Raw genomic sequence first — 26,198 nt, forward strand, 5'->3', positions numbered from 1 at the left:
ACACCGGGAGCCGTTATGTTTAACATCGCTTTACTGGGCGCCGGCCGCATTGGCCAGGTGCATGCCGCTAACATTGCCAGCCACAAAGAGACGACGCTCTGGTCTGTCGTCGATCCCAACCGCGAGTTTGCCAGCCGCCTTGCCCGACAGTACCAGGCGCGTATTCAGACGCTGGACGAGGCGATGACCGACCCCAGCGTTCACGCCGTGCTTATCGCCTCCGCTACCGATACCCACGCCGATCTGATTGAGCTGGCCGCCCGCCACGGTAAGGCCATCTTCTGCGAAAAGCCGGTCCACCTCGATCTTTCCCGGGTGCGCGACTGCCTGAAGGTGGTTAAGGCCAGCGGCGTGCCGCTGTTTGTTGGCTTCAACCGCCGCTTCGACCCGCAGTTCAGACGCGTCAAAACCGAGGCGCAGCAGGGCCGCATCGGCACGCCGGAATCGCTGCTGATCATCTCCCGCGATCCGTCGCCGCCGCCCGCCGAGTACGTTAAGGTCTCCGGCGGCATGTTTCGCGACATGACCATTCACGACTTCGATATGGCGCGCTTCATCATGGGCGAGGAGCCGGTTTCGGTATTTGCCCAGGGCAGCAACCTGGTCGATCCGGCCATCGGCGCGGCGGGCGATATCGACACCGCGTTTATCGTGCTCAAGTACGCCTCCGGCGCGCTGGCGACCATTGTTAACAGCCGCCGCTCTGCCTACGGCTACGACCAGCGTCTGGAGCTGCACGGTTCCGAAGGGCTGCTGTGCGCGGGCAATATCCTTGAAAACCAGGTCCGCCACTACGGACAGAGCGGCGCGACCGGCGCCCTGCCGGAGCACTTCTTCCTCCAGCGCTACCGCGAAGCCTACGCCGCCGAATGGCAGCACTTTGTTGCGGTGCTGCGCGGCGAGGCCGCACCCGAGTGCAGCGGCGACGACGGCGAGCGGGCGCTGCTGCTGGCCGATAAGGCGCTGGAATCCCTGCGCACTCAGCGCGAAGTCTTCCTCTGATTTACCCATAACAACAGCACCCTACACAGAGAGACAACATAATGAAAAAGCTACTCCTGGCCGCCCTCATCGCCCTCACATCCGGGGCCGCCGTTGCCGAAAATGAGCAGATTGTCTTCAGTACGCCGAACCTGGCGACGCCGTTTGAAGTCAGCATGCAGCGCACGGCGGTGAAAACCGCTAAAGAGATGGGCATCAACCTGCAGGTTCTCGACGGCCAGGGCAGTTCGCCCAAGCAGGTGGCCGACCTGGAAAACTCCATTACCCGCGGCGCGCAGGGTTTTATCGTCTCGCCTAACGACGTTAACGCCGTCTCCGGCGCCGTAGATGAAATTCAGGACGCTAACCTGCCGGTGGTCACCCTCGATCGCTCGGTCAACAGCCAGAAGAAGGTGCCCCATTTCGGCGCCAACAACTACAAGGGCGGCCAGGCGATTGCCGACTTCGTGAAGGCTAAATTCCCCGACGGCGCCGACATCGTGCTGCTGACCGGCCAGCCCGGCTCCTCCTCTAACATCGAGCGTACCAAAGGCATCCGCGACAGCCTGAAGGCTGGCGGGGAAAAATATCATATCGTCGCCGATCAGACGGGTAACTGGCTGCGTTCTGAAGGAATGCGCATTGTTGAAAGCGTGCTGCCCTCGCTGCCGAAGCGCCCGCAGGTGATCCTCTCCGCGAATGATGATATGGCGCTCGGCGCCATCGAAGCCCTGCAGGGCCAGGGCGTGAAGCCCGGCGATGTGATGGTGACCGGCTTTGACGCCGTACCGGAAGCGCTGGCCCGCGTGCGCGACGGCTGGATGGCGGTGACCGCCGACCAGCGTCCGGGCTATGCGGTGAAAACCGCCATGAGCCAGCTGGTGGATAACATCCGCACGAAAAAAGCGATCACCGGCGCGGACTATGCCCCGACGCTTATTACCCAGGCCAACCTGCAGCAGGCCGAGCGCATCGGCGAAGCCGGTAAATGACGGTCGCCGGGCCCGGGCCCGGCAGTAACCCAGGAGCGGAGCGATGTCACAACCTTTACTCAAAGTCACCGATCTGGCGAAAAGCTTCTCCGGCGTCTGGGCGCTCAGCAGCGCCCAGCTCACCGTCGGCGCGGGTGAAATTCACGCCCTGCTGGGCGAGAACGGCGCCGGAAAATCCACGCTGCTGAAGGCGCTGGCGGGCGCCCAGCCGCAGACCCGGGGCGAAATCTGGTTTAACGGCGAGGTGCTGGCGGCAGATGAGTCGCCCGTCGATCGCCAGAACCGGGGCATCATCACCATTTACCAGGAGTTCAACCTGCTGCCCAACATGAGCGTCGCCGAGAATATGTTCCTCGGCCACGAGCCGCGCCGGCGCGGGCTGATTGTCGATGAGAAGGCGGTGAATCAGGAGGCGCAGGCGATCCTCGACTACCTGCAGCTCAACGTCGCCCCGACCACCGCCGTCGCCCGCCTGAGCGTGGCCCAGCAGCAGATGATCGAGATAGCCCGCGCCCTGACGCTCAATGCGAAGCTTATCATCATGGATGAGCCCTCGGCGGCGCTCAGCGACAGCGAGGTTGAGAGCCTGCACCGGGTAGTGCGCGAACTGAAGGGCCGCGGCGTCAGCATTATCTACGTTACCCACCGCCTGCACGAAGTTTTCCAGCTCTGCGACCGCTTCACCGTCTTCCAGGACGGCCGCTACACCGGCAGCGGCGCGGTGGCGGAGACCGATGTCGGGCAGCTTATTCGTCTGATGGTGGGGCGCGACGTCGTCTTCAACCGCCGCCCGGCCAGCGAAACCCATCATAAGGATAAGCCCGTTCGCCTTGCGGTGAAGGGGCTATCGCGGGTCAGGCCGCCGCTCGACCCCCACGGCATCGCCCTGCACGACATCTCCTTTGAGGTTCACGCCGGTGAGGTGCTGGGGATCGCCGGGCTGGTGGGCGCCGGGCGCACGGAGGTGGCGCGCTGCCTGTTCGGCGCCGACGGCTTTACGCGCGGCGAATTTACGCTCGACGGCGAGCCCTACCGGCCGCGCGATCCGCTGTTTGCCCTCGACCAGGGCATTGCCCTGGTCCCGGAAGATCGCAAAAAAGAGGGCGCGGTGCTGGGGCTGTCGATCCGCGACAACCTCTCGCTCTCCTGCCTCTCCTCGCTGCTGCGCTGGGGCTTTTTCGTCAACGCCCGCAAGGAGGACGACCTGATTGAGTCCTACCGCAAGGCGCTGCAGATCAAGATGGTTAACAGCGAGCAGGAGGTTCGCAAGCTCTCCGGCGGCAACCAGCAGAAGGTGATCCTCGCCCGCTGCATGGCCCTCAATCCCCGGGTGCTGATCGTCGATGAGCCTACGCGCGGCATCGATGTCGGCACCAAGTCAGAAGTGCACCAGGTGCTGTTTGAGATGGCTAAAACCGGCGTCGCGGTGATCGTTATCTCCTCCGATCTGCCGGAGGTAATGGCGGTTTCCGACCGCATCATCACCCTCAGCGAAGGACGGGTGACCGGCGAAATTCACGGCGACGATGCCACGGAAGAGACCCTGATGATGATGATGGCCATCAACCACGACAGCCTTAACGCGGCTTAACGGAGTCCCCAATGACGCAGATGATTTCCAAAACCACGGTCGCGGACAAGCGCCGCGGCGGCATCGATCCGATCGCCTTCTTCGAGCGCTTCGGCGTGCTGATCTTTATGATCCTGCTGCTGATCTTCTTTCAGATGCAGAACAGCAACTTCCTCTCTGAGCGCAATATTTTCAACATTCTCACTGAAGTGTCGATCTACGGGATCATGGCGGTGGGCATGACCTTCGTCATTCTGACCGCCGGTATCGACCTCTCCGTCGGCTCTATCCTGGCGGTGTGCGCCATGACGGCCGCCTACGTGATTAAGGGCGATAACTTTACCACCGTCGACCCCGGCGCCTGGGGCGGCATGAGCTGGCTGATTGGCCTCGGCATCTGCCTGGCGATGGGCACCGCCATCGGCTTTCTGCACGGCCTCGGCGTCACCCGTCTGCGCCTGCCGCCCTTTATCGTCACTCTTGGCGGCATGACCATCTGGCGTGGCCTGACCCTGGTTATCAATGACGGCGCGCCCATTGCAGGCTTCGATGAAGGCTACCGCTGGTGGGGGCGAGGCGAGCTGCTCGGCATCTCGATTCCGATCTGGATTTTTGCCCTCGTGGCGCTGGCGGGCTATCTGGCGCTGCACAAAACCCGCTGGGGGCGTTTCGTCTACGCCATTGGCGGTAACCCGGAGGCGGCGCGGCTGGCGGGCGTGAACGTCAGGCGGGTGCTGGTCAGCGTCTATGTGGTGATCGGCTGCCTCGCCGGGCTGGCGGGCTTTATCCTCAGCGCCCGCCTCGGCAGCGCCGAGGCGGTAGCGGGTATCTCCTTCGAGCTGCGGGTCATCGCCTCGGTGGTGATTGGCGGCACCTCGCTGATGGGCGGCTACGGGCGCATCGGCGGCACCATTATCGGCTCGATCATTATGGGCATCCTGATCAACGGCCTGGTGCTGATGAACGTTTCCGCCTACTACCAGCAGATCATCACCGGCCTGATTATCGTACTGGCGGTGGCCTTCGACACTTACGCCAAGAGCCGCCGCGGCGCAATTTAAGGAGCCAGTCATGAAACAGGTACGGATAGGGCTTATCGGCACCGGCTATATCGGCAAGGCTCACGCCATCGCCTACGCCCAGGCGCCGACGGTGTTTAACCTGCGCGGCAGGCTGGTGCGCGAGATGGTGGCGGAGGTGACGCCCGAGCTGGCGGCGCAAAGGGCGCAGGCCTTCGGCTTCAACCGCGCCACCGGCGACTGGCGCGCGCTGGTCGCAGACCCCGACATCGACTTGGTGGATATCTGCTCGCCCAACCATCTGCACAAGGAGATGGCGCTGGCGGCGATTGCCCACGGCAAGCACGTCTACTCGGAAAAGCCGCTGGCGCTCAACGCCCGCGATGCCCGAGAGATGGTCGAGGCGGCGGCGCGGGCCGGCGTCAAAACGCTGGTCGGCTTTAACTACATGAAAAACCCGACGGCGGCGCTGGCGAAGGAGATTATCGCCCGCGGCGAGATTGGCGAGGTGATTCACTTCTACGGCACCCACAACGAAGACTATATGGCCGACCCGCTGTCGCCCATCCACTGGCACTGCTTCCGCGAAACCGCCGGGCTCGGCGCGCTGGGAGACCTGGCGGCGCACATCGTCAATATGGCGCACTACCTGGTGGGCGGTATTGAGCAGGTATGCGGCGATCTGAAAACCGTGGTGCCGCTGCGCCCGGCAAAGGCCGGTTCGGCGGAAAGGGTGGCCGTGGAGAACGAAGATCAGGCCCACGCGATGGTGCGCTTTAGCGGCGGCGCCCAGGGCGTCATTGAGACCTCCCGCGTCGCCTGCGGGCGCAAGATGGGTCTCTCCTACGTCATTACCGGCACCAGGGGCGCCATCAGCTTCACCCAGGAGCGGATGGCCGAACTCAAGCTCTATCTGCACGACGATCCGGCCAATCGCCAGGGCTTCCGCACCCTGCTGGTGGGGCCGGCGCATCCGGAGTACGGCGCCTTCTGCATGGGCGCCGGGCACGGTATCGGCTTTAACGATCAGAAAACCGTCGAAGTACGCGATCTGGTGGATGGCATTGCCGCCGACCTGCCGCTGTGGCCGGACTTTGCCGAGGGCTGGCGCGTGTCCCGCGTGCTGGATGCAATTGCCCGCTCCCACGAAGAAGGGCGCTGGCTGAACGTCAATGACATTGACTGATGAGGTATCAACGTGGAAAAGCAGTTTGATGTAATTTGCATGGGCCGCGTGGCGGTAGACCTCTACAGCCAGCAGATCGGCGCCCGGCTGGAGGATGCGTCGAGCTTTGCCAAATATCTCGGCGGCTCCTCCGGCAACGTCGCCTACGGCACCGCCCGCCAGGGGCTGCGCTCATCGATGCTGGCCAGGGTCGGCGACGAGCACATGGGGCGCTTTCTGCGCGAAGAGCTAAACCAGGTCGGCTGCGACACCGGCCACCTGATCGTTGATAAAACCCGGCTGACGGCGCTGGTGCTGCTCGGCATTAAAGACCGGGACACCTTTCCGCTGATTTTTTACCGCGATAACTGCGCCGACATGGCGATTACCGCCGCCGACGTGGACGAGCAGTACATTGCCTCCGCCCGCTGTCTCGCCATCACCGGGACCCACCTGTCGCATCCGCAGACCCGCGAGGCGGTGCTGACGGCGCTCGGATACGCCCGCCGCCACGGTGTGCGCACGGTGCTGGATATCGACTACCGGCCGGTGCTGTGGGGGCTGACCTCACCCGGCGACGGCGAAACCCGCTTTATCGCCGCCGACCAGGTTACCCGCGAGCTGCAGGCGGTACTGGACTTCTTTGACGTTATCGTCGGCACCGAAGAGGAGTTTCACATTGCCGGCGGCAGCACCGATACCCTGCAGGCCCTGACCCGCGTGCGGGAGGTCAGCGGCGCGACGCTGGTCTGCAAGCGCGGCGCGCTGGGCTGTTCGGTCTACGAGCAGGCCATTCCGGCGAGCCTCGACGACGGCCTGACCGTCACCGGCGTGCGCGTCGAGGTGCTCAACGTGCTGGGGGCGGGCGACGCCTTTATGTCCGGCCTGCTGCGCGGCTACCTCAACGACGAGGGCTGGGCTCAGGCCTGCCGCTACGCCAACGCCTGCGGGGCGCTGGTGGTCTCGCGCCACGGCTGCGCCCCGGCAATGCCGAGCAGGATTGAGCTGGACGACTACCTGTCCCGCGCCGCCGACGTGCCGCGCCCGGACCTCGACGCCCGCCTCAACCATCTGCACCGGGTCACTACCCGCCGCCGCCGCTGGCCCGAATTGTGCGTGATGGCCTTCGACCACCGCAGCCAGCTTGAGGAGATGGCGCTGCAGTGCGGCGCGGACCTCGCGCGCATCGCGCCGCTGAAGTCGCTGATCCTGCAGGCCAGCCGCGACGCCGCCGACCGCGCGGGCCTGGCCGGGAAAGCGGGGCTGCTGTGCGACGGCACCTTCGGCCAGGAAGCGCTGAATGCCATCACCGGCGAAGGCTGGTGGATCGGCCGCCCGGTTGAGCTGCCCGGCTCCCGGCCGCTGGCGATGGAGCGCGGCAATATCGGCACCCAGCTTATCAGCTGGCCCCAGGAGCACGTGGTGAAATGCCTGGTGTTTTTCCACCCGGAAGATGCCCACGCCCTGCGCCTCGAACAGGAGCAGAAGGTCGCCGAGGTGTATCACGCCTGCTGTCACTCCGGGCACGAGCTGCTGCTGGAAGTGATCCTCCCCGCCGGCATGCCGCACAGCGACGAGATGTACCTGCGGGCCGTTTCCCGCTTCTACAACCTCGGTATCTTTCCGGACTGGTGGAAGCTGCCGCCGCTCTCCTCTGAGGGCTGGACGGCGCTGGCGGAGATCGTTGAAAAGCGCGACCCGCACTGCCGTGGCGTAGTGATCCTCGGGCTCGATGCCCCCGCCGAGCAGCTGCGCGCCGGGTTCCGCGCCGCTGCCGGGCACCCGCTGGTTAAAGGTTTTGCGGTTGGCAGAACGCTGTTTGGAGACGCCTCCCGCGCATGGCTCAATCACGACATTGATGACGCGCAGCTGGTGGCGCGCATTCGGGACAACTACCTGCAGCTTATCGCCTGGTGGCGCGAGCGCGGACACGCATAATTCAGGAGAACATTATGACCGTACAACTGGGCATCAATCCGCTGACCTGGACCAACGACGACCTGCCTTCCCTCGGCGCGGATACGCCGCTGGAGACCTGCCTGCGCGAAGGGCGGGAAGCGGGCTTTGCCGGGTTTGAACTGGGCAATAAATTTCCCCGCGAGGCGGGCGTGCTGGGGCCGATCCTGCGCCGCCACGACCTGCAGCTGGTTTCCGGCTGGTACTCTGGCCGCTTGCTGGAGCGCAGCGTGGAGGAGGAGATTGCCGCCGTGCAGCCGCATCTGACCCTGCTGCGCGAGCTGGGGGCAAAGGTGCTGGTGTTCGCCGAGGTGAGCCGCTGCATTCACGGCGAGCAGCAGACGCCGGTCCACCTGCGCCCGCGCTTCCCGCAGGACAAGTGGGCGGAGTACGGCGAAAAGCTGACCGCCTTCGCCCGCTACACCCAGCAGCAGGGCGTGCAGATCGCCTACCATCACCACATGGGGACGGTGATCGAGTCGGCGGACGACGTGGATAACCTGATGCGCCACACCGGTGACGAAGTCGGGCTGCTGCTGGATACCGGCCACCTGACCTTTGCCGGGGCCGATCCGCTGGCGGTAGCCGAACGCTGGATCTCGCGCATCAACCACGTCCACTGCAAGGATGTGCGCGCCGATGTGCTGGCGGACGTTAAAAACCGCAAAACCAGCTTCCTCGATGCGGTGCTGAGCGGCGTGTTTACCGTCCCGGGCGACGGCTGCGTGGACTATCCGCCGATCATGGCGCTGCTAAAATCTCAGGGCTATCAGGGCTGGCTGGTGGTGGAGGCCGAGCAGGACCCTGCCGTGGCGCATCCGCTGACCTATGCCCGGCTGGGTTTCAACAATCTGCACCGCCTGGCGCACGACGCCGGGCTGCTGTAAGGAGGCGCTATGTCGCATTTACACTCCCGCTGGCAGCCGCCCGACGGCAGCGGGCGCACGCAGTCGGTCACCCCGGCGAGCGCCGGCTGGGGCTACGTTGGCTTTGAGGCCTATCAGCTGGAGGCGGGCCAGCGGCTGTCGCTGCCCGCCGGCGACCAGGAGCGCTGCCTGGTGCTGGTGGCCGGACGGGCGACCGTCGCCACGCCCGGCGCCGAATTTACTAATATCGGCGAGCGCATGAGCCCCTTCGAGCGCACTAAACCCTGGGCGGTGTACGTCACCGCCGGGGAGCGCGCTGAGGTCGAGGCGCTTACCCGCCTGGAGCTGGCGGTGTGCGCCGCGCCGGGTAAAGGCACCTACCCGACGCGGCTTATCGCCCCGGACGACATCGGCGCCGAGGCGCGCGGCAAGGGCCACAACCAGCGCTATGTGCACAATATTCTACCGGAGGATAAGGCCGCCGACAGTCTGCTGGTGGTCGAAGTGTGGACCAACGAGGGCTGCACCAGCTCTTATCCGAGCCACAAGCACGATACCGACAATCCGCCTCACGAAACGTACCTCGAAGAGACCTACTACCACCGGCTTAATCCGCCGCAGGGCTTCTGCATGCAGCGGGTCTACACCGACGACCGCCAGCTCGATGAGTGCATGGCGGTCTACGACCGCGACGTGGTGATGGTGCCGAAAGGCTACCATCCGGTGGCCACCATGGCCGGGTACGACAGCTACTATCTGAACGTGATGGCCGGGCCGGTCAGAAAGTGGATCTTCAGCTGGGAGGAGGATCACGCGTGGATCAACCGGGATTATCCGGCTGAAGGGGCCCCCCGGCGCTAGCTGTTAAACGCCGGGTGAAAGGCCACTTCGCCTGCGGGCAGCGGTTTCCCGCCGGGCGTTGGCAGGATCAGAAAATAGTCCGCCGGCACGCCGGGCAGGGTCATCTCCGCGCACGCCTTAAAGCCAAAGCGGCCGTAGTAGCCCGGCTCGCCGAGAAGCACGATCCCGGCGGCGCCCGCCGCCTGCAGCCGGCTGATGCCCTCGCGCACCAGCAGGCTGCCGATGCCCTCGCCCTGACGCTCGGGCAGGACCGACACCGGGGCCAGGCCGTACCAGCCGGCGGCATTGCCGCCGACGCTCACCGGTGAAAAGGCGATATGTCCCACGATGCGGTCCGCCTCGGCGGCTACCAGCGACAGTGATCCGTTCCCCGGTCATTGATTCGAAGCCTGCGCCGTTACCGACAGCATCAGTGGCACTCCGCCGGGTAAAAGGCTGCTACAGCTCACCGTTCCGCCATTAATCAGGAGAGACAACCCTGACCTTACAGCAGGCCTCTGAAGCTAGTCAGAGGAACAAAAAGGCGTGGCTGAACCGTAAAGTCGAACTGGCCGCCGCAGTGTGGGAATATCAGGAATTATTGCTGGATGACAACGCATTAGGCTCCCGCAGATTACAGTCGTTGCGTAACCTGATTGACGTAAAAAAATGGGAGGTTATCAGGCTGCCGGTCGCTACATCTTCTCGCATGAGGAGGGGCAGCGCATCAGCGTCCGTAACCGGCTGCATGATTTATGCAGTAGAACGGCGCAGAGCTGGTCACCGCACTGGCAGCAGAACTGATGGGGATTAAGAACCAGCCCGCGATGATAAAAAAATGCGCGCTTGACCGTTCGATGGCATATCTTCGTGAAGCCCTTTCCGTCTGGCTGGCCGCAGAAAATGACATTAATTATTCTGCACAGGATAACGACATTTTAACGGCTATCGGGTACAGGCCTAACGCGCCTTCGCGGGATAATAATCGTGAAAAATATACTCCTGCAAAGAACATGATTTACGCCCGTCGACACGTCGGGCTGACCTCGCTGTAGACTGTCAAAAAATCCCCCGCAAATCTCGCTATTTTTAACGAAATAAGCTATGCCTTCATGAGGTGCATGGTTTTGTTTGTGTTTTCTCGTTCCTGCACTCCCTGCCTGCGCCAGCCCCGGCGCGGCCTGAGCCCACCATTGTACCTGCATTAAAAGCGACCCTTTAAGCGAGCAGGTGTGGCGGGAAGAGCATTGTGCGCTTACTTAGATGCGTGAATTAATTTATATCACTGAAGTATATCCCTAAGCTCATTTCTCAAAGGGCCTATGGTTGCACAAAGTTGTACCATGGTATTCAAAACTTTTAAAAAAAAGAATAACAATTTCATTATTATGGCGGAATAGTTGCCAATTTTATTATAGGTTGCGATTGTTTAAAGTGTTCTTTATTATGATGCAGATTTGATTATTATCAATGGAGTGTAAAAAAACCTATGAAAAAAATTGTTGGCAACCGCAATAAAAACTCTGACGTACTTATTCTTAAAGGTATGCTGAATAATTTAAAAGATGATTTGAATAATTTTGAGTTATTAATTAAGTTACAGTTTAAAATATTAGTGTGCGTGATGAAATGTGAGCAAGAAATTAAGATTATTAAAAAATATAATGCTCATTTAAAGTCGATGTTAAAAAACTCAAGACTTCCAAAAGAAAAATCTTTGGCAGTAAAAGAAAAAATTAAATACAATTTTGAAGTAATTTCTGATGAAAAATTCAAGATATATACGTATAAAATGTTTGGCGATGCCGTTGCATTTTTATACATCGATAAATATACAATTAAACAGTTATACTATAATGTACATAATTACAACGTTAAAGAAACATCGGGGAATTTGAGCGGTAAGTCTGGATTGCGAGAGGAATGGGAATGTGTAAAACTTGCATGTGATAATAAAGTTCCAGCTCTGTTGCATGATATTACAATGAGTATAAGGTATGGAGATGTATCACTTTTGGGTAAAGGTGAGCCATTTATTATTGAGATGAAATCAAGCTCAAATACAAATAAGAGAGTTGAGCGGCAAAAATCTAACCTTGAAAAATTAAGAAATTTCATAGCAAAAGACGAAGCTGAAAATTTTCGAGGGATTCCATTATTAATTAGGAAAAATTTGCTAACTGAAGAGGTATCATATTCTCAAATTTTAAATGAGTGTCTTAATGATTGTCGCAGCAAAGGAAGGGCTCTGGCTGAAGCTGAAAAAGGATTTTATATCTGCGCGGTTAGAGAATGGAATATGCTTTCTTTTCTGGAGGATATAGATTTTGATGGAAAAAAAGAAATTTTTCCCGTATTTCTCAATCAATATAAAAATAATGGGGAGTGGCTACCATTAACACCATTTACTTTATTAATTAATGATCCCTACGATCTCCATGATTTTATCGAAGGGGAATTAACAATAGCTTGTTTTTTAATGCTCGATGAATACAAAGAATTTGCTATAGAACTAGGCTATGAATTAGTTTTTGTTTCTAATGATGAATATAGTATCATTTTAAAAAAAATTGGTGAAGATATTATATTTGGTGTTTCCTGGCAAATGTTGTTAAGAGTTCCATTAGAGATGATGTCAATGTCATGGTTGATAAAAGAAAGTATTAATGTATATAGTACCTCCCTAGAAAATAGCACCCATAATGATGAATTCAATCAGGAACAGAAAAATACTAAAAATTCATTATTCGAAAAATACAAAGATTTATTCTCTTACTAATTAAGAATTGTAATTATATTTTTTCTATAGGCTTGGACGGAATCATATAGCTCCAAGCCTATTATGTCGGTATCAAAAAGAAAGTAGTCATATTGTTTATCTAACATATTTTTTTACTTCCATATTATCTTCATCGTCAAAAGAGTACTCAGCTATCATATGACTATTTTTATCTGACTTAATATCTTGAAGCTAAGCTGAGGCAACCCTATGATTTAAAGTCTGTTTTCTACTCGGTTCATTATTTTTTAACTTATCAAACTTTATTACTCTTTGAAGATCTTTTGAAATTGATTTGCTACGATTGGTCCTGCCAATAAAATATAGGGATAATGGCCGGTAATAGGCTTGAGCTGTTTGAAGAGGTAAGCTACCTGAGTAGACAAAGGAATAATGTGTGGCCTGCGCATTTTCATTTTTTCTGCTGGTATTTCCTATATACCTTTCTCAAGATCAACCTTATCCCAGTTAGCATAACTATCTTAGTAGCATTTATAGTAATGACACTTCCGGTATACGCTCCTAAATCTAGAATAAAATGGGGCAACTCTTCGGCTGATAAAAAAGTGATGCTTTTGCTTAGGAACGGCCAATGCGATAGCTAAATCAGGGGCAGGGATGTATTCAGCGCAGCCAGTTATGATCGCGTGCTAAAAAACTCTATGCATCGCTGGTGTACCTTGCATGTTTTTTCCAGTGTTCCACGTTTCTTAATTCGTCGCAGCACTTCAAGTAATTCTAACGGTTTGATCTCACCGACCGGACGTTTGCCGATGAACGGGAAAACATCTTGCTCGAAGATCTTATTGATTTTATCTCGGTATGCCACTGTCCAGCGGTCTGCTTTGTTTGCATACCATTCGCGGCCTATGGCTTCGAATGAGTTTTCTGTTGAAAACTGCTGCACCAGTTTTTGCGCCTTCCGTTCCCCAACCAGATCAATGCCATTAGCAACTTGCTCACTTGCGATCTCGCGCTTTTCGCGAGCTTCAGCGAGGCTTATCAAGTCGTAGCTGCCAAATGACATTAACCGCGCTTTTCCAGGAAGGCGAAAACGGAACCGCCAGTTGCCCATCGTTCAAGGTGTATGATTTGTCCTAGGGTTTTGCTCGTTTTATTTGTATGTCTGTTAGTGCCATGTGTATATGTATAAGCCAAAAACGTGCATAAAATCTATACTCATCACTATACATATTTTTCATGGATTCAGGGAGAACCTGTCGGACGGTTACGGATGAGTGATTTACAATCTATATTGAAAATAAAGGATTTTTAGACGTTCTCGGATAGCGGCGGAGCAATGTTGGCGGAAAGTCACAGGAGTCGAACCTGCCCGGGACCGCTGGCGGCCCCAACTGGATTTGAAGTCCAGCCGCCTCACCGGAGACGACGACCTTCCGCGCCTGCATTGCTACATGGAGGCGGAGCGCATTATAGCTACTTTCGCGCCGTTGCCACACTCCTTACGCAACTTTTTTCATCATATTGCGCAATAAGGCATTAATGGTTTCATAAATGCGCATAAAATCAGCCAATTAGACTGTTATTGGCAGAGCTGAACGGGACGCGCCGCTCCTTCTTGCCCGCCAGCAAGCAGCCTGGCGGGATGTCTTTCGGTCTCTGCCGCGCTACCTGACGGGCGCAGGCTGCGCCTTTTCTGCCTCCCCGCCCCGCACCACCTGCGTCGCCTGCTGCCCACCGGCGTTCACCGCGTGCAGTTCGCCGTTCACCGTCGGCTTCAGGGCCGCGCCGGGCTGCAGGCTGGCGCTGGCGCGCAGCTGCAGGTTGCCTTCGCCGCCGATGTTCAGCGCCGGCCAGCCCCAGGCCTGCAGGGTATTGAGCGGCACGCCGCGGCCGTTGAGGCTGATGGTCGCCTGGTGCTGCGGCAGCTGGGAAATGACCGCGGTACTCTGCAGCAGGCCGCGCTGCACGAAGGCGCTGAGATCGGTGACGTTGATGGTCGAGGCGTTGGCCGCCAGCTTCAGCGACGGCCGACGCACGTCTACCCGATTGAAAGTGGCCGCTGCGCCGTTGAGCGACATTGTTCCGCTCCAGATGCCCCACTTGCCGTCCTGCGCCAGCTGCAGGTTATCGCCGTAGCCCTCCAGAGAGGTTATCTGCCACGGGAAATCCGGGGTGATATCAATCAGCAGATTGCGGCTGGCGCTGAAGTGCTTCAGGCTGATGTTCTGCAGCCAGTCGGGGAGCGGGGCCTGGGCCAGCTGCCGCCAGTTGTCCGGCAGAGTGTACTCCAGCCCGGCGAGGGCCAGATCGTCAAGCTGCAGGGCGCCGCCGTCGCGCAGCCAGCGCCCGGAGGTGCGTACGATGCCGCGCTCCCAGCGGGAGGTGAACTGGCGCAGGTTAACGCCCTGGGGCGAAAGCTCAGCATTCACAATCGGGTCGAGCAGGTTCAGCGAACCGTAGATAAATTCGTTGGCGTTCATCGACAGCCGACCGTCCTCGCTCTGCCAGCCGCCGCGGCTCAGGGTAAGGTTGCGCAGGCTGAGATCGAGATCGGTCACCGCCCAGTCCGGCCCCTGCAGGCTGGCGTCGGTCACCTCCAGGCGGTCAATCGCCAGCGACGGCACCGCCGCGAGCGGGGCGAAGAAGTCGGCGAGGGATTTATCGCTCTGCAGCCGCACGTCGCTCAGGCGCAGGCTGCTGACCTGCCAGCTGCCGTCGGCGCCGCGCTTCGCGCTGCCGGTCAGCGAGCCGCGGGCGATATCCGCTCCGACGGTGGTCAGGTTAGCCACGCCATCGCGAATATCGCCCTGCACCAGCACGTTGCTCATCGCCACGCCGTTAAGGGTCATCGAACCGGCGCTCATCTGCACCTGCGCCTGCTTGCCGAGCACATTGCCCGCTTCCGGCTGCCAGGGCGCTACGCCGCCGGTGACCCGCTGGGCGCTGAGGTCCCAGCCGCTTTCCGGGCTGTGAATGGCCATATTATTCAGCCGCAGCGCGTCGGCCTGGAAGGGCAGGGCGGCGCTGGCCGGGGAGAGGTTCAGCGTGCCGTCGCGCAGCGTGATGGTATCGGCGTGCAGAGGATCGGTGATCTGGCGGCTGCTGAGGCCGATCTCGACCCGCTTTGCCACAAGCGTTGCCGGCCTGCCGTCGCGGCCGAAAGTGACGTTAATCAGCTCCACGCGCGAAGCGGAGGAGAAGTGGTGCTCCATCCGCTCGACGCTTAAGCGGTAGCCGCTGTTTTCCGACACCCAGCCGCTGAGCTGGCGCGCCCCCCAGCGGGTCTGCAGCATGAAGTAGACCAGCACGATAGCCAGCAGCGCGGCAATTGCTAACCAGAGCAACAGCTTTCCGATAAATTTCATCGTCTTTCGTCCTGAGAGAGGCACATAGAGGTGTTATGCCTGATTCAGGCGCAATGCTCAAGGGAAGGAATGCCCGGGTAAGGCTGCGCGGCGGCGAAGAAGCGCCGCCGCGCGGGAGATCACTCTTTTTCCGGCGGGAAGATCAGATTCAGAACAATCGCGGTGATGCCGCCGGCGGCAATGCCGGAGGAGAGCAGGTTTTTCAGCCAGTCCGGCGCAAACTGCAGGATCTGCGGCTGCTGGGAGACGCCGAGGCCGACCGCCAGCGACAGGGCGAGGATCATGATAGCCCGGCGGTTGAGCGGCTCGCGGGAGACGATGCGCACCCCGGAGGCGGCGATGGTGCCGAACATCACCAGCGTCGCGCCGCCGAGTACCGGCTCGGGAATGTGTTGCACGAAGCCGCTGACGGCAGGGAACAGGCCGAGGACGATCAGCATCAGCGCCACCACGAAGCCAACGTAGCGGCTGGCGACGCCGGTCAGCTGAATCACGCCGTTGTTCTGGCCGAAGCAGGAGTTCGGGAAGGTATTAAACACCGCCGACACGCAGGAGTTGAGGCCGTTAGCCAGCACGCCGCCCTTCAGGCGCTTCATGTACAGCGGGCCGGAGACCGGCTGCTCGGAGACATCAGAGGTGGCGGTGATGTCGCCGATGGTTTCCAGGGAGGTGATCATGAATACCAGCATCAGCGGCAGCAGCAGGCTCCAGTCGATACCGAGACCGTAATAGAGCGGCGTCGGTACCACGATCAGCGGCTGCTCAGTCGCCGCGGTCGTGGCCGGCAGCATGCCGAGGATCCACGCCTGCAGATAGCCCGCCGCCATGGCAATCACCAGCGAGGCGATGCGCAGGTAGGGGTTACGCTGGCGGTTAAGCAGGATAATCAGCCCCAGCACCACGCCCGCCAGCAGCAGGTTTTTCGGCGCGCCGAAGCTGTGGTCGGCGATGGCGGCGTAGCCGCCGCCGATGGAGGTCAGCCCGACCTGGATCAGCGACAGGCCGATAATCATCACCACCACGCCGGAGACCAGCGGGGTAATAATCCGCCGCGCCAGGTGCAGTATCCGCGAGAGCACCATCTCCGTGCAGCTCGCCAGCATCAGGGTGCCGAACAGCGCCGCCATCATCGTCGGCACGTCCGCGCCGCCGGTTTTGAGGGCGGTACCGCCCATGATCAGCGGCGCGACGAAGTTAAAGCTGGTGCCCTGAATAGAGAGCAGCCCTGAACCCACCGGCCCCCAGGCCTTAATCTGAATGACCGAGGCCACGCCCGAGGCGAACAGCGACATGCTGATGATGTGCTGAGTATCCTGCGCCGGCAGGCCGAGGGCCTGGCAAATCAGCAGCGCCGGGGTGATGACGGCGACGAACATCGCCAGCAGGTGCTGAAAGGCGGCGAACAGCGTCTGCGGCAGCGGCGGGCGGTCTTCAAGGCGGTAGATGAGTTCGCTGGTCTGCTTAGGCGCGGCCGGCTGCGCGGGCCCGGATTCAAGGGGATTGGCTGACATTACAGAGGGATTCCCGTGGTGGAAAAGGGGGAATTTTAACGGACTGCCTGGCAAAAGCAAACGGTTGCTTCTGTTATGCCGAACGTGCATAAGGACTCAGATATTTATACTGTTTCTGTCAGTTTTATCGCAGAAAAACACCTAAATTGAAACTTTTTCTGTTAAATTTAACTGCATTTTGCCTAAAATCTGACCCTCATCTTTTCGCCAACAGGAGCAACGCCCCGAAATTTACGCGACGCAGTACTGGATTATTTGTTACAAGGAGCCTTTATGTTTCATCTTGATACCCTATCAACGCTTGTGGCGGCAACGCTGGTACTGCTGCTCGGACGCAAGCTGGTCCACACGGTTCCCCTCCTGAAAAAATACACCATTCCCGAACCCGTTGCCGGCGGCCTGCTGGCGGCGCTGGCGCTGCTGGTGCTGAAAAAAAGCCTCGGCTGGGAAATTGACTTCGATATGAGCCTGAAAGATCCGCTGATGCTGGCGTTCTTCGCAACAATCGGCCTGAATGCCAACCTCGCTAGCCTGCGCTCGGGCGGTAAGGTGCTGGGTACGTTCCTGATTGTGGTGGTGGGGCTGTTGCTGATGCAGAACGCCATTGGCATCGGCATGGCGAAAGCGCTGGGGCTGGATCCGCTGATGGGGCTGCTGGCGGGCTCCATTACGCTCTCCGGCGGCCACGGCACCGGAGCGGCGTGGAGCAAGCTGTTCAGCGAGCGCTACGGCTTTGAAAATGCCACCGAAGTGGCGATGGCCTGCGCCACCTTCGGCCTTGTACTTGGTGGTCTGATCGGCGGGCCGGTTGCGCGCTTCCTGGTTAAACACTCCTCAACGCCGGACGGTTCGCCTGACGATCAGGCGGTTCCGAGCGCCTTTGAGAAACCCGACGTCGGGCGGATGATCACCTCGCTGGTGCTGATCGAAACCATTGCCCTGATCGCCATCTGCCTGACGGTGGGCAAAGTGGTTTCGCAGCTGCTGGCGGGCTCGGCGTTTGAGCTACCGACGTTTGTCTGCGTGCTGTTCGTCGGCGTGATCCTCAGTAACGGTCTGGCGCTGCTCGGCTTCTATCGCGTGTTTGAGCGCGCGGTGTCGGTGCTCGGCAACGTATCGCTGTCGCTGTTCCTCGCGATGGCGCTGATGAGCCTCAAGCTGTGGGAGCTGGCCTCCCTGGCGCTGCCGATGGTGGCGATTCTGGCGGTACAGACGCTGGCGATGGCGCTGTACGCCATGTTTGTGACCTGGCGAATGATGGGCAAAAACTACGACGCGGCGGTGCTGGCGGCGGGGCACTGCGGCTTTGGTCTCGGCGCGACGCCGACGGCAATTGCCAACATGCAGGCGATCACCGAGCGCTTTGGGCCGTCGCACACCGCGTTTCTGGTGGTGCCGATGGTCGGCGCCTTCTTTATTGATATCGTTAACGCCCTGGTGATCAAGCTCTACCTGATGCTGCCGCTGTTTGGCTGATCTTGCCGATAAAAAAAGCCCGACATTTGCATGTCGGGCTTCGTCATCTCTAAAGCGGCTTAGTCGTCGCTGTCTTCCCACGCCATGGCACGCTTGACGGCTTTCTGCCAGCCTTTGTAGCGGTAGTTGCGCTCGCTGGACTCGATGCCCGGGCGGAACTCGCGCTCAATGACCGCTTTCTCCTGCAGCTCATCAAGATTCTGCCAGAAGCCTACCGCCAGACCGGCCAGATAGGCCGCGCCGAGGGCGGTAACTTCTTTCACTTCCGGACGCTCAACGCGGGTACCGAGAATATCGGACTGGAACTGCATCAGGAAGTTGTTGGCCACCGCGCCGCCGTCCACGCGCAGGGCGTGCAGGCGAATGCCGGAGTCTGCCTGCATCGCTTCCAGCACGTCGCGGGTCTGGTAGGCGATAGACTCAAGCGTCGCGCGGATGATGTGGTTCGAGTTGACGCCGCGGGTCAGGCCGAAAATCGCGCCGCGGGCGTACGGGTCCCAGTAAGGGGCGCCGAGACCGGTAAACGCCGGCACCACGTACACGCCGTTGGTGTCCTTCACCTTGGTGGCGAAGTACTCGGAGTCGAAGGCGTCATTAATCAGCTTCATCTCGTCGCGCAGCCACTGGATTGAGGCACCCGCCATGAACACCGCGCCTTCCAGCGCGTAGTTCACTTCGCCGGTCGGACCGCAGGCGATAGTCGTCAGCAGGCCGTTCTCCGATTTCACCGCCTTCTCGCCGGTGTTCATCAGCATAAAGCAGCCGGTGCCGTAGGTGTTCTTCGCCATCCCCTCTTTGACGCACAGCTGGCCGAACAGCGCCGCCTGCTGGTCACCGGCGATACCGGCGATAGGAATACGGGTGCCGCCCTTACCGCCGATGTTGGTCTTGCCGTACACCTCGGAGGATTTGCGCACTTCCGGCAGCATGGCGCGCGGGATATCCAGCACCTCCAGCATTTTGTCATCCCAGTCCAGCTCGTGGATGTTGAACAGCATGGTACGCGAGGCGTTGGTGTAGTCGGTCACGTGCACGCGGCCCTGGGTCATACGCCAGATGAGCCAGGTATCAACGGTGCCGAACAGCAGCTCGCCGCGCTTTGCCCGCTCGCGGGCGCCCTCAACGTGGTCGAGGATCCACTTCACCTTGGTGCCGGAGAAGTAGGGGTCGATCACGAGGCCGGTGGCGCTGCGGATATAGTCTTCCATACCGTCGCGCTTAAGTTTGCCGCAGATGTCAGCGGTGCGGCGGCACTGCCAGACGATGGCGTTGTAAATCGGCTTGCCGGTCTCTTTGTCCCAGACGATGGTAGTTTCACGCTGGTTGGTGATGCCGATGGCGGCCACCTGATCGGAGTCGATATCCGCTTTCGCCAGCGCTTCAATCAGCGTCGAGCTCTGGGAGGCCCAGATCTCCATCGGATCATGCTCGACCCAGCCGGGCTTAGGATAAATTTGCTCAAATTCACGCTGTGAAACGCTGACGATGTTCGCGTCGTGGTCCATAACGACAGCGCGGGAGCTGGTGGTGCCCTGATCGAGCGCTACGATATATTTTTTGTCAGTCATGATACGAATTTCCCTGGTCAGTTACAGCGAAGCTTTGTTCTGGGCGGCAGCGGCAGAAACCTTTGCCTTTTTCGATTTTGGTACAAACACATAGCCCGGCAGATGGCGGCTGATCAGTCGGGTATAAGCGAAAGCACCCAGCGCTGCGCCTACAACAGGAGCGAACAGCGGTACGATAAAGTAAGGGATGACGTAGCCACCGGTGAAGGCGACTTTACCCCAGCCGGCCACGAAGGCAAACGCTTTAGGGCCGATATCGCGCGCCGGGTTCATCGCAAATCCGGTCAATGGGCCCATGGAGGCACCGATGACGGCAATCAGCAGGCCAATCAGCAGCGGCGCCATCGGGCCACGCGGCACGCCGTTACCGTCGTCGGTCAGGGCCATAATGACGCCCATCAGGATTGCGGTAATTACCATTTCAACGGCAAAGGCCTGGAACAGCGAAATGTAGGGGTTAGGATAGGTGGAGAAAATGCCCGCCAGATCCAGACTTTCTACGCTGCCGCGCACCATGTGGTGCGTGAGTTCGTAGTGTGCGAAAAGATTGTAGTAAAGCCCGTAAACTAACGCCGCTGCGCAAAATGCGCCGGCAAACTGAGAAATGATAAACGGAACGACTTTGCGTCCTTCGAAATTAGCAAAAAGGCAGAGTGCAATTGTCACGGCCGGATTGAGGTGAGCACCAGAAACGCCGGCGGTCAGATAGATAGCCATTGCAACGCCTAAGCCCCAGATGACGCTGATTTCCCACTGTCCGAAGCTTGCACCCGCTACTTTGAGTGCTGCGACGCATCCTACGCCAAAGAAAATCAACAACCCGGTACCAAGGAACTCGGCAATGCACTGGCCTTTTAATGTTGATGTTTGACTCATAATCGGATCCTAAAGACAAATTAATGATTATTGTGTACATGGTGGTCGATGACGGCCATGCTGCCGTGTAGGCACAGTGTTAATTTATCGTTAACGAGCAAAAACGAGAAATATCGAAATTAAAATATGTGTACCTCGTCATAAAATGAGCGTTTTCGCGCGCCAAAGGGAACCTTTTGGAGGGGCATTAAGGACGGAACTATCACTCAAGGTAACAAATCTGTTACCTGCTGAAGTGAGGTGTCGTCAAAAGGCCAGGCATAGACTGAAAAGTGTTGCAAACCGCGATCTGCGCGCCCTGGCGCTGGACAGAGAGTGCGGGGCTTCATACAATCGAAAGCAACACTGTAGTGCGCTAATTCATTAAGGCGTCCGATAGTTCGGGACGAGCGAATATTTGATCAACGCCTTGCATATTCAGGAGAGGTAAGACCATGTCTTTAGAAGTTTTTGAGAAACTGGAAGCGAAAGTCCAGCAGGCGATTGACACCATTACGCTGTTGCAGATGGAAATTGAAGAGCTGAAAGAGAAGAACAACGCCCTGTCACAGGACGTACAGAACGCCCAGCACGGTCGCGAAGAGCTGGAGCGCGAAAATAACCAGCTTAAAGAGCAGCAGCACGGCTGGCAGGAGCGTCTGCAGGCGCTGCTCGGCCGCATGGAAGAAGTTTAAGCACGCCAACACCCTTCTGCGGAAGGGTGTTCTGTTCCCGCCTTTTTATACCCTATCGTTATAGCCAATCTTTTTTTATTCTTTAATCATCGGTTTCGTTTCTGGCAGGCTACGCTCATCCAATACAATCAATAAGAGAGCGGTCAATGAACAAGTGGAGCGTAGGATTAACCCTTCTGCTGGCGTCTGCCAGCGTGCTGGCCAAGGATATCCAGCTGCTTAACGTATCGTACGACCCGACCCGTGAGCTCTACGATCAGTACAACAAGGCATTCAGCGCCCACTGGAAACAGCAGACCGGCGATAACGTCGTGATCCGCCAGTCCCACGGCGGCTCCGGTAAGCAGGCCACGTCCGTTATTAACGGCATTGAGGCAGACGTCGTCACGCTGGCGCTGGCCTATGACGTGGATGCTATCGCCGAGCGCGGCCGCATCGATAAGGACTGGATCAAGCGTCTGCCGGACAACTCCGCCCCCTACACTTCGACCATTGTTTTCCTGGTGCGTAAGGGCAATCCAAAGCAGATCAAGGACTGGAACGACCTGGTCAAGCCAGGCGTGTCGGTGATCACCCCGAACCCGAAAAGCTCCGGCGGCGCGCGCTGGAACTACCTGGCGGCCTGGGGCTATGCCCTGCACCACAACAACGGCGACCAGGCGAAAGCGCAGGATTTTGTGAAGGCGCTGTATAAGAACGTCGAAGTGCTGGACTCCGGCGCCCGCGGCGCGACCAACACTTTCGTCGAGCGCGGCATCGGCGATGTGCTGATCGCCTGGGAGAATGAGGCCCTGCTGGCGACCAAAGAGCTGGGTAAAGATAAGTTTGAAATCGTCACGCCGAGCGAATCCATTCTCGCCGAGCCGACCGTCTCGGTCGTCGATAAAGTGGTGGATAAGAAAGGCACCCGCGATGTGGCCAACGCCTATCTGAAGTATCTCTATTCGCCGGAAGGCCAGGAGATCGTGGCGAAAAACTTCTACCGCCCGCGCGACCCGCAGGTCGCGAAGAAGTATGAAAGCGAATTTCCGAAGCTGAAGCTGTTTACCATCGACGAGGTGTTCGGCGGCTGGACGAAGGCGCAGAAGGAGCACTTCTCTAACGGCGGCACTTTCGATCAGATTAATCAGCGCTGATCGTCTTCATCGGGGCCGGAGGGGCTGGCGCCTCTCCGGCCTTTTAACGTCCGGCCTGTTCGCGGACAAACGCGCGGCGGGTGATCCTGTCCATCTCCTGAAGATAGCGGGTCATTGAGGACGCCGCCGGATCGTCGGAGGAGGCAGCAAGTGCATTAACCGCCAGCGGGTGCTCCGCCCGGCTCTCCTGATGGCGATAGTTGCGGTAAATTTCGCGCCGCCACGCCAGTAAAAAGCCCTTACTCCGCACGTTTGCCCCGCGCGACTTCAGCGCGGCGCTGATGCTCTGTAGCTGACTCATTAAAAAAAGACTCTGTCCCGCATAGTGGATCAGTTCGCGCTTTTTCTCCGGGGCTTCGTGCAGCACGACATCCACCAGCTTATCGATCAGCAGGCCCATTCTGTCATGAAGCTGCGTTTCCGACGCGCGATCGTCATTTTCGCGTAAAAACGCTTTTTCAAGATCGGCATCGTAGAGGGAGGCAGGATTGTTGCCGTCTTTTATCATCTGCCGCCGGGGCAGCAGCGAAAACAGCAGCGATAAAATGAACGTCCCGGCCGCCAGCGACAGGCTGCGCTCAAGGGGAAACACCATATCTATTTCAAGGTGGTTTTCCGGCAGCAGAAAGATCATGAAGGAGATGCAGAATCCGAGACTATAGGCGAACGTCATCATGCTGGTTAAGCCCATGAAGCCGAAAAATAGCACGATGCCGGCGGTGAGTATCAGCAGTTCGACGGCGCTGGAAGCCTGCCCCAGAATACTGCTCACGGTAAAGCCAAATGGAATGGCCAGCAGTGCCCCCTTCAGCACGTTGCGCGCAACTGCCGCCGGATGCGGCGCTTTCGCCAGCGCCAGGCTGAACACAATGGGAATAACGGCAATCAGAAAGCCGTACTGCCAGCCGGTGGCGTACCAGAAGGCGAAGCCGGAGTAAAACAGCAGCATTGAGCGTAGGCCGGTGATCAGGCAGTTGACCGGCTGCGAGTGCCTGCGGATGCGCAGGCCTTTGACCGAAACCTTCTCTGCCCGCAGCAGGCTGATGAAAAGCGTAGCAAAGATAAGCAAATCGCCGATCAGTTGCTGTACCGCTGCGGCGGTGAGGCGCTCAGCGACGCTGACCGTGGCGTCGTCGCGTTCATCGCTGGTGGAAAGGCGGGCGCGCAGCTGCTCTAAGGGCGCGAGGTCCGCCTTCTTTAACAGCCCCGGCGCGGCCTGAATGTCGCTCACGATGCTTTGTAGAGTGCGCAGGGCCGATGCCGGTCCGCTAAAGTCGGCAACGGGCTGCTGCTGCAGCGTATATATTCGGGTGGTTATCTGGATAGCGAGCCGGTTCATCTCGCGGACGATACCCGCCGCGCGGCGCCCCCAGCTCCCCTCGAAGTCAGCGTGATCGGCCAGATCCGCAGTATTTATGATCCCGGCATAGATCTCCGGAATGCGGTCGTTTTGCGCAGTGGATGTCACCAGCTCCAGCGTGGCGCTGAACAGCCGGCTGGCGGCGCCGTTGACGGCGTCGGTGCTGAACGACGGCCACAGGCAGGCGCTGACGAACCCGGCCCAGAATATGCCGCACAGGATCGTGCCCACCCGGTCGATAAAGATATCAATAATGACGTCGCTGGAGGGGCCGGTTACGGCCGGGACCATGATCATAATGCACACCGTGACCGTAAAGATGGAGCAGCAGAAGGTCACGTTGGCATCGCGGGTGTGAAAGGATGCCGCCGAGGCGAGAAAAATAATCACGCCGCCGCAGAGTGCTGCCAGAAACGGGCTTTGCGCCACTGAGCCCATCAATGCCAGGCCGAGAATACCGCCGCACAGGGTGGAGATGCACTGATAGAGGCATTTTTTTAGCACCTGCGCGTGGTCCGGGGCGAAAAAGGAGATCATGCCGGTGATCATTGACCATATCGGATGTTCGAGGCCCAACAGTAACGCAATGAATAGCGCTCCCCACACCGACACGCTAAGTTTAATCGCAGCTTTTACTGCCGTTTTATTGGTGAGTAAATACGTGTCAATCAGTGACATTTTCATTATCGGGTCTCAATCACATGACGTGATGGCAGAGCTTAAAAAAGCGCGTTGAGGTTCTCGGCAAATGCACGCCAGACCGAGCGACGGTTATTCGATGATTCGCCAGTAGGAATGATTTTTATCGTGGCGGACATCCCGGAGCTTAATATCAGTCCGTCGGGAATGGCGTCGATTTTGATATTCACCGGAATGCGCTGGGCGAGGCGTACCCACGCAAATGTTGGCTCAACTGCGGGCAGCATCTGGTTACCGGGCGTGGTATTGGTATTCGAAATGCCGCTATCGATGGACGCTACGTGGCCCGCCAATTTTTGCGTACCGGCCATCAGCCAGATCTCTACGCTGTCGCCGGGCTTAATGGACGGAATTTTCGTTTCCTCAAAATAGCCGGTGACGTAATAGCTGTCGTCTTTGATAAGCGCCAGCAGTTCGCTGCCCTGGTTAACGTAATCACCCTTCTCCAGACTGAGGTTGATGATTTTCCCGCTGGCCGGAGAGCGGTATACGGTACGGTCAAGGTCGATTTTCGCGCTCGCAACGGCGGCAAGCGACTCTTTATAGTCGGCCTGGGTTTCGAGCATATCGGAGCGTGCGCTATCGACTTCTTCATGGCTGACGATGCCGTTTTTCAGCGTCGCTCTGCGACCATAGACGTGGGCCGCATTATTGGCCGCCGCCTTTGCCTTTTCCATTTTCGCCTGCGCCAGATCCAGCGCCACGCGATAGCGTTCGCGGTCGACGATAAATAAAATATCGCCGGCTTTCACATTCTGCGCATTATGCGCGTTCATCGTATCAATCCAGCCGGAAACATCGGGAGCGATATTCACAACCTCGGCGCGGATGCGCCCGTCGCGGGTCCACGGCGAATACATATAGCGGTCCCATATAAAAGCGACGGCAATAATGATTCCGGCAATACACAGCACGGTGATGGCAAGACTGGTTATTCTGTTCATAGTGGAGTTCTTAAAAAGTAGTACTGACCATTAGTGCAAGAATGACGGTAAACAGCAGCATGCTGACCAGGCTCTCACTGCGCTTGAGGGGCCAGGGAATAACCTTATCAATTACCCGGGTTACCGCGCTGGTAATTACCAGCGAAAGCATAATCATCAGCACAATTGGGCTCAGCAACAGGCCCATGACGCTTTCTTCGTATATTGGCATCTGTTTCTCTATTCGGACATTACGCCTGTTGCCGACGCCTGCGCTCGCCGCTGCCGCAGAGGCTTCGGGCACATAGCTATCTTTGTTTTAAGCGACGTAGGCGTGTGTGATTTTAATGTTAACGCCATAATACGGTATACTATACCGCAATGTGGTACATTGGCTTTTTGAGCGATTAAGGCCCTGCCGCAGAGCGGCAGCGGCGGCAATGGTGGGCATACTGCGCGGGGGGATGACTATAATTAT

At 58.3% G+C, this 26,198-nt stretch carries 20 protein-coding genes, 1 tRNA gene and 2 pseudogenes; 13 read left to right on the plus strand and 10 right to left on the minus strand.

The features are described 5' to 3' along the window. Positions 1-15: 15 nt before the first annotated feature. From iolG to iolB, 8 genes are read left to right on the plus strand one after another with little or no spacing between them, the layout of a single operon-like run. Positions 16-1,002: an inositol 2-dehydrogenase gene (gene iolG, locus ENGE1_RS11850; protein WP_043081344.1), complete on the plus strand. Its 987-nt coding sequence runs from the start codon at positions 16-18 to the stop codon at positions 1,000-1,002. Between the two features lie 41 nt (positions 1,003-1,043). Further along, entirely contained in the window at positions 1,044-1,973 is a 930-nt protein-coding gene (locus ENGE1_RS11855) for a substrate-binding domain-containing protein (RefSeq protein WP_043081343.1), read from the plus strand. Positions 1,974-2,016: 43 nt separating this feature from the next. Continuing rightward, positions 2,017-3,564 (plus strand): sugar ABC transporter ATP-binding protein, encoded by a 1,548-nt coding sequence (locus ENGE1_RS11860; protein ID WP_048253589.1) that lies wholly within the window; start codon positions 2,017-2,019, stop codon positions 3,562-3,564. Positions 3,565-3,575: 11 nt separating this feature from the next. Next, positions 3,576-4,604, plus strand: a complete 1,029-nt coding sequence (locus tag ENGE1_RS11865; protein WP_043081341.1) for an ABC transporter permease — start codon at positions 3,576-3,578, stop codon at positions 4,602-4,604. Positions 4,605-4,614: 10 nt separating this feature from the next. Beyond that, positions 4,615-5,748: a Gfo/Idh/MocA family protein gene (locus ENGE1_RS11870; protein ID WP_048253590.1), complete on the plus strand. Its 1,134-nt coding sequence runs from the start codon at positions 4,615-4,617 to the stop codon at positions 5,746-5,748. Positions 5,749-5,760: 12 nt separating this feature from the next. Next, positions 5,761-7,665: a bifunctional 5-dehydro-2-deoxygluconokinase/5-dehydro-2-deoxyphosphogluconate aldolase gene (locus ENGE1_RS11875; protein WP_043081339.1), complete on the plus strand. Its 1,905-nt coding sequence runs from the start codon at positions 5,761-5,763 to the stop codon at positions 7,663-7,665. Positions 7,666-7,679: 14 nt separating this feature from the next. Then, positions 7,680-8,570, plus strand: a complete 891-nt coding sequence (gene iolE, locus ENGE1_RS11880) for a myo-inosose-2 dehydratase (RefSeq protein WP_048253591.1) — start codon at positions 7,680-7,682, stop codon at positions 8,568-8,570. Between the two features lie 9 nt (positions 8,571-8,579). Next, positions 8,580-9,410 (plus strand): 5-deoxy-glucuronate isomerase, encoded by an 831-nt coding sequence (gene iolB, locus ENGE1_RS11885; protein ID WP_048253592.1) that lies wholly within the window; start codon positions 8,580-8,582, stop codon positions 9,408-9,410. On the opposite strand, the gene ENGE1_RS11890 is transcribed toward iolB, so the two are convergent. Then, positions 9,407-9,769 (minus strand): GNAT family N-acetyltransferase, encoded by a 363-nt coding sequence (locus ENGE1_RS11890; RefSeq protein WP_073971314.1) that lies wholly within the window; start codon positions 9,767-9,769, stop codon positions 9,407-9,409. The two genes, iolB and ENGE1_RS11890, sit on opposite strands and share 4 nt — an antisense overlap. Before the next feature lie 119 nt (positions 9,770-9,888). Between ENGE1_RS11890 and ENGE1_RS11895 the strand changes: the two are divergent. Both ENGE1_RS11895 and ENGE1_RS11900 read left to right on the plus strand, forming a co-directional pair. Then, positions 9,889-10,444: pseudogene (locus tag ENGE1_RS11895) on the plus strand (phage polarity suppression protein). A 434-nt stretch (positions 10,445-10,878) separates the two neighbouring features. Continuing rightward, positions 10,879-12,168 (plus strand): hypothetical protein, encoded by a 1,290-nt coding sequence (locus tag ENGE1_RS11900; protein ID WP_048253593.1) that lies wholly within the window; start codon positions 10,879-10,881, stop codon positions 12,166-12,168. A gap of 279 nt (positions 12,169-12,447) precedes the next feature. Here ENGE1_RS11900 and ENGE1_RS11905 read toward each other — a convergent pair. The 4 genes and pseudogenes from ENGE1_RS11905 to ENGE1_RS11915 form a co-directional block, all read right to left on the minus strand. Beyond that, positions 12,448-13,250: pseudogene (locus ENGE1_RS11905) on the minus strand (tyrosine-type recombinase/integrase); the annotation flags it as partial. A gap of 222 nt (positions 13,251-13,472) precedes the next feature. Beyond that, positions 13,473-13,567, minus strand: a tRNA-Sec gene (locus ENGE1_RS28435). 229 nt (positions 13,568-13,796) lie between these two features. Continuing rightward, positions 13,797-15,497: an AsmA family protein gene (locus ENGE1_RS11910; RefSeq protein ID WP_048253594.1), complete on the minus strand. Its 1,701-nt coding sequence runs from the start codon at positions 15,495-15,497 to the stop codon at positions 13,797-13,799. Positions 15,498-15,616: 119 nt separating this feature from the next. Beyond that, positions 15,617-17,008, minus strand: a complete 1,392-nt coding sequence (locus ENGE1_RS11915; protein WP_064360621.1) for a nucleobase:cation symporter-2 family protein — start codon at positions 17,006-17,008, stop codon at positions 15,617-15,619. A 273-nt stretch (positions 17,009-17,281) separates the two neighbouring features. Between ENGE1_RS11915 and gltS the strand changes: the two genes are divergently transcribed. Beyond that, the gene (gene gltS / locus ENGE1_RS11920) at positions 17,282-18,484 is read left to right on the plus strand and encodes a sodium/glutamate symporter (RefSeq protein ID WP_043081329.1); all 1,203 of its coding nucleotides are present in this window, start codon (positions 17,282-17,284) and stop codon (positions 18,482-18,484) included. Positions 18,485-18,543: 59 nt separating this feature from the next. Here the strand turns inward: gltS and glpK are convergent, their stop codons facing one another. Together glpK and ENGE1_RS11930 are read right to left on the minus strand one after the other, a co-directional pair. Then, positions 18,544-20,052 carry a glycerol kinase GlpK gene (gene glpK / locus ENGE1_RS11925; RefSeq protein WP_045290342.1) on the minus strand — a complete coding sequence of 503 codons (1,509 nt, stop codon included), beginning with the start codon at positions 20,050-20,052 and terminating at the stop codon, positions 18,544-18,546. Positions 20,053-20,073: 21 nt separating this feature from the next. After that, positions 20,074-20,928 (minus strand): MIP/aquaporin family protein, encoded by an 855-nt coding sequence (locus tag ENGE1_RS11930; protein WP_043081327.1) that lies wholly within the window; start codon positions 20,926-20,928, stop codon positions 20,074-20,076. Positions 20,929-21,362: 434 nt separating this feature from the next. On the opposite strand from ENGE1_RS11930, the gene zapB reads away from it, so the two are divergent. Both zapB and ENGE1_RS11940 read left to right on the plus strand, forming a co-directional pair. Next, positions 21,363-21,602: a septal ring assembly protein ZapB gene (gene zapB, locus ENGE1_RS11935; RefSeq protein WP_043081326.1), complete on the plus strand. Its 240-nt coding sequence runs from the start codon at positions 21,363-21,365 to the stop codon at positions 21,600-21,602. Positions 21,603-21,748: 146 nt separating this feature from the next. After that, a complete protein-coding gene (locus ENGE1_RS11940; protein WP_043081325.1) occupies positions 21,749-22,738 on the plus strand; it encodes a sulfate ABC transporter substrate-binding protein in 990 nt (329 codons plus the stop codon). Positions 22,739-22,781: 43 nt separating this feature from the next. Here the strand turns inward: ENGE1_RS11940 and ENGE1_RS11945 are convergent, their stop codons facing one another. The 3 genes from ENGE1_RS11945 to ENGE1_RS28440 are packed head-to-tail and all read right to left on the minus strand — an operon-like array spanning position 22,782 to position 25,952. After that, complete coding sequence (locus ENGE1_RS11945) at positions 22,782-24,782, minus strand: FUSC family protein (RefSeq protein WP_072065280.1); 2,001 nt, start codon at positions 24,780-24,782, stop codon at positions 22,782-22,784. A 35-nt stretch (positions 24,783-24,817) separates the two neighbouring features. Then, positions 24,818-25,741 (minus strand): efflux RND transporter periplasmic adaptor subunit, encoded by a 924-nt coding sequence (locus ENGE1_RS11950; protein WP_048253598.1) that lies wholly within the window; start codon positions 25,739-25,741, stop codon positions 24,818-24,820. Between the two features lie 10 nt (positions 25,742-25,751). Next, complete coding sequence (locus ENGE1_RS28440; RefSeq protein ID WP_048253599.1) at positions 25,752-25,952, minus strand: hypothetical protein; 201 nt, start codon at positions 25,950-25,952, stop codon at positions 25,752-25,754. Positions 25,953-26,198: the final 246 nt, after the last annotated feature.

Origin of the sequence: Pluralibacter gergoviae ATCC 33028 = NBRC 105706 (genome assembly GCF_001598855.1) — a bacterium.
GTDB classification, from domain to species: domain Bacteria; phylum Pseudomonadota; class Gammaproteobacteria; order Enterobacterales; family Enterobacteriaceae; genus Pluralibacter; species Pluralibacter gergoviae.

Bases quoted from the DNA above. Each gene is read 5' to 3' on its own strand.
- ENGE1_RS11945 (WP_072065280.1), bottom strand. From the start codon at position 24,782: ATGAAAATGTCACTGATTGACACGTATTTACTCACCAATAAAACGGCA.
- iolE (WP_048253591.1), top strand. From the start codon at position 7,680: ATGACCGTACAACTGGGCATCAATCCGCTGACCTGGACCAACGACGAC.
- ENGE1_RS28440 (WP_048253599.1), bottom strand. From the start codon at position 25,952: ATGCCAATATACGAAGAAAGCGTCATGGGCCTGTTGCTGAGCCCAATT.
- glpK (WP_045290342.1), bottom strand. From the start codon at position 20,052: ATGACTGACAAAAAATATATCGTAGCGCTCGATCAGGGCACCACCAGC.
- ENGE1_RS11930 (WP_043081327.1), bottom strand. From the start codon at position 20,928: ATGAGTCAAACATCAACATTAAAAGGCCAGTGCATTGCCGAGTTCCTT.
- gltS (WP_043081329.1), top strand. From the start codon at position 17,282: ATGTTTCATCTTGATACCCTATCAACGCTTGTGGCGGCAACGCTGGTA.
- ENGE1_RS11915 (WP_064360621.1), bottom strand. From the start codon at position 17,008: ATGTCAGCCAATCCCCTTGAATCCGGGCCCGCGCAGCCGGCCGCGCCT.
- iolG (WP_043081344.1), top strand. From the start codon at position 16: ATGTTTAACATCGCTTTACTGGGCGCCGGCCGCATTGGCCAGGTGCAT.
- ENGE1_RS11950 (WP_048253598.1), bottom strand. From the start codon at position 25,741: ATGAACAGAATAACCAGTCTTGCCATCACCGTGCTGTGTATTGCCGGA.
- ENGE1_RS11900 (WP_048253593.1), top strand. From the start codon at position 10,879: ATGAAAAAAATTGTTGGCAACCGCAATAAAAACTCTGACGTACTTATT.
- ENGE1_RS11870 (WP_048253590.1), top strand. From the start codon at position 4,615: ATGAAACAGGTACGGATAGGGCTTATCGGCACCGGCTATATCGGCAAG.
- ENGE1_RS11855 (WP_043081343.1), top strand. From the start codon at position 1,044: ATGAAAAAGCTACTCCTGGCCGCCCTCATCGCCCTCACATCCGGGGCC.
- ENGE1_RS11940 (WP_043081325.1), top strand. From the start codon at position 21,749: ATGAACAAGTGGAGCGTAGGATTAACCCTTCTGCTGGCGTCTGCCAGC.
- ENGE1_RS11865 (WP_043081341.1), top strand. From the start codon at position 3,576: ATGACGCAGATGATTTCCAAAACCACGGTCGCGGACAAGCGCCGCGGC.
- zapB (WP_043081326.1), top strand. From the start codon at position 21,363: ATGTCTTTAGAAGTTTTTGAGAAACTGGAAGCGAAAGTCCAGCAGGCG.
- iolB (WP_048253592.1), top strand. From the start codon at position 8,580: ATGTCGCATTTACACTCCCGCTGGCAGCCGCCCGACGGCAGCGGGCGC.
- ENGE1_RS11860 (WP_048253589.1), top strand. From the start codon at position 2,017: ATGTCACAACCTTTACTCAAAGTCACCGATCTGGCGAAAAGCTTCTCC.
- ENGE1_RS11910 (WP_048253594.1), bottom strand. From the start codon at position 15,497: ATGAAATTTATCGGAAAGCTGTTGCTCTGGTTAGCAATTGCCGCGCTG.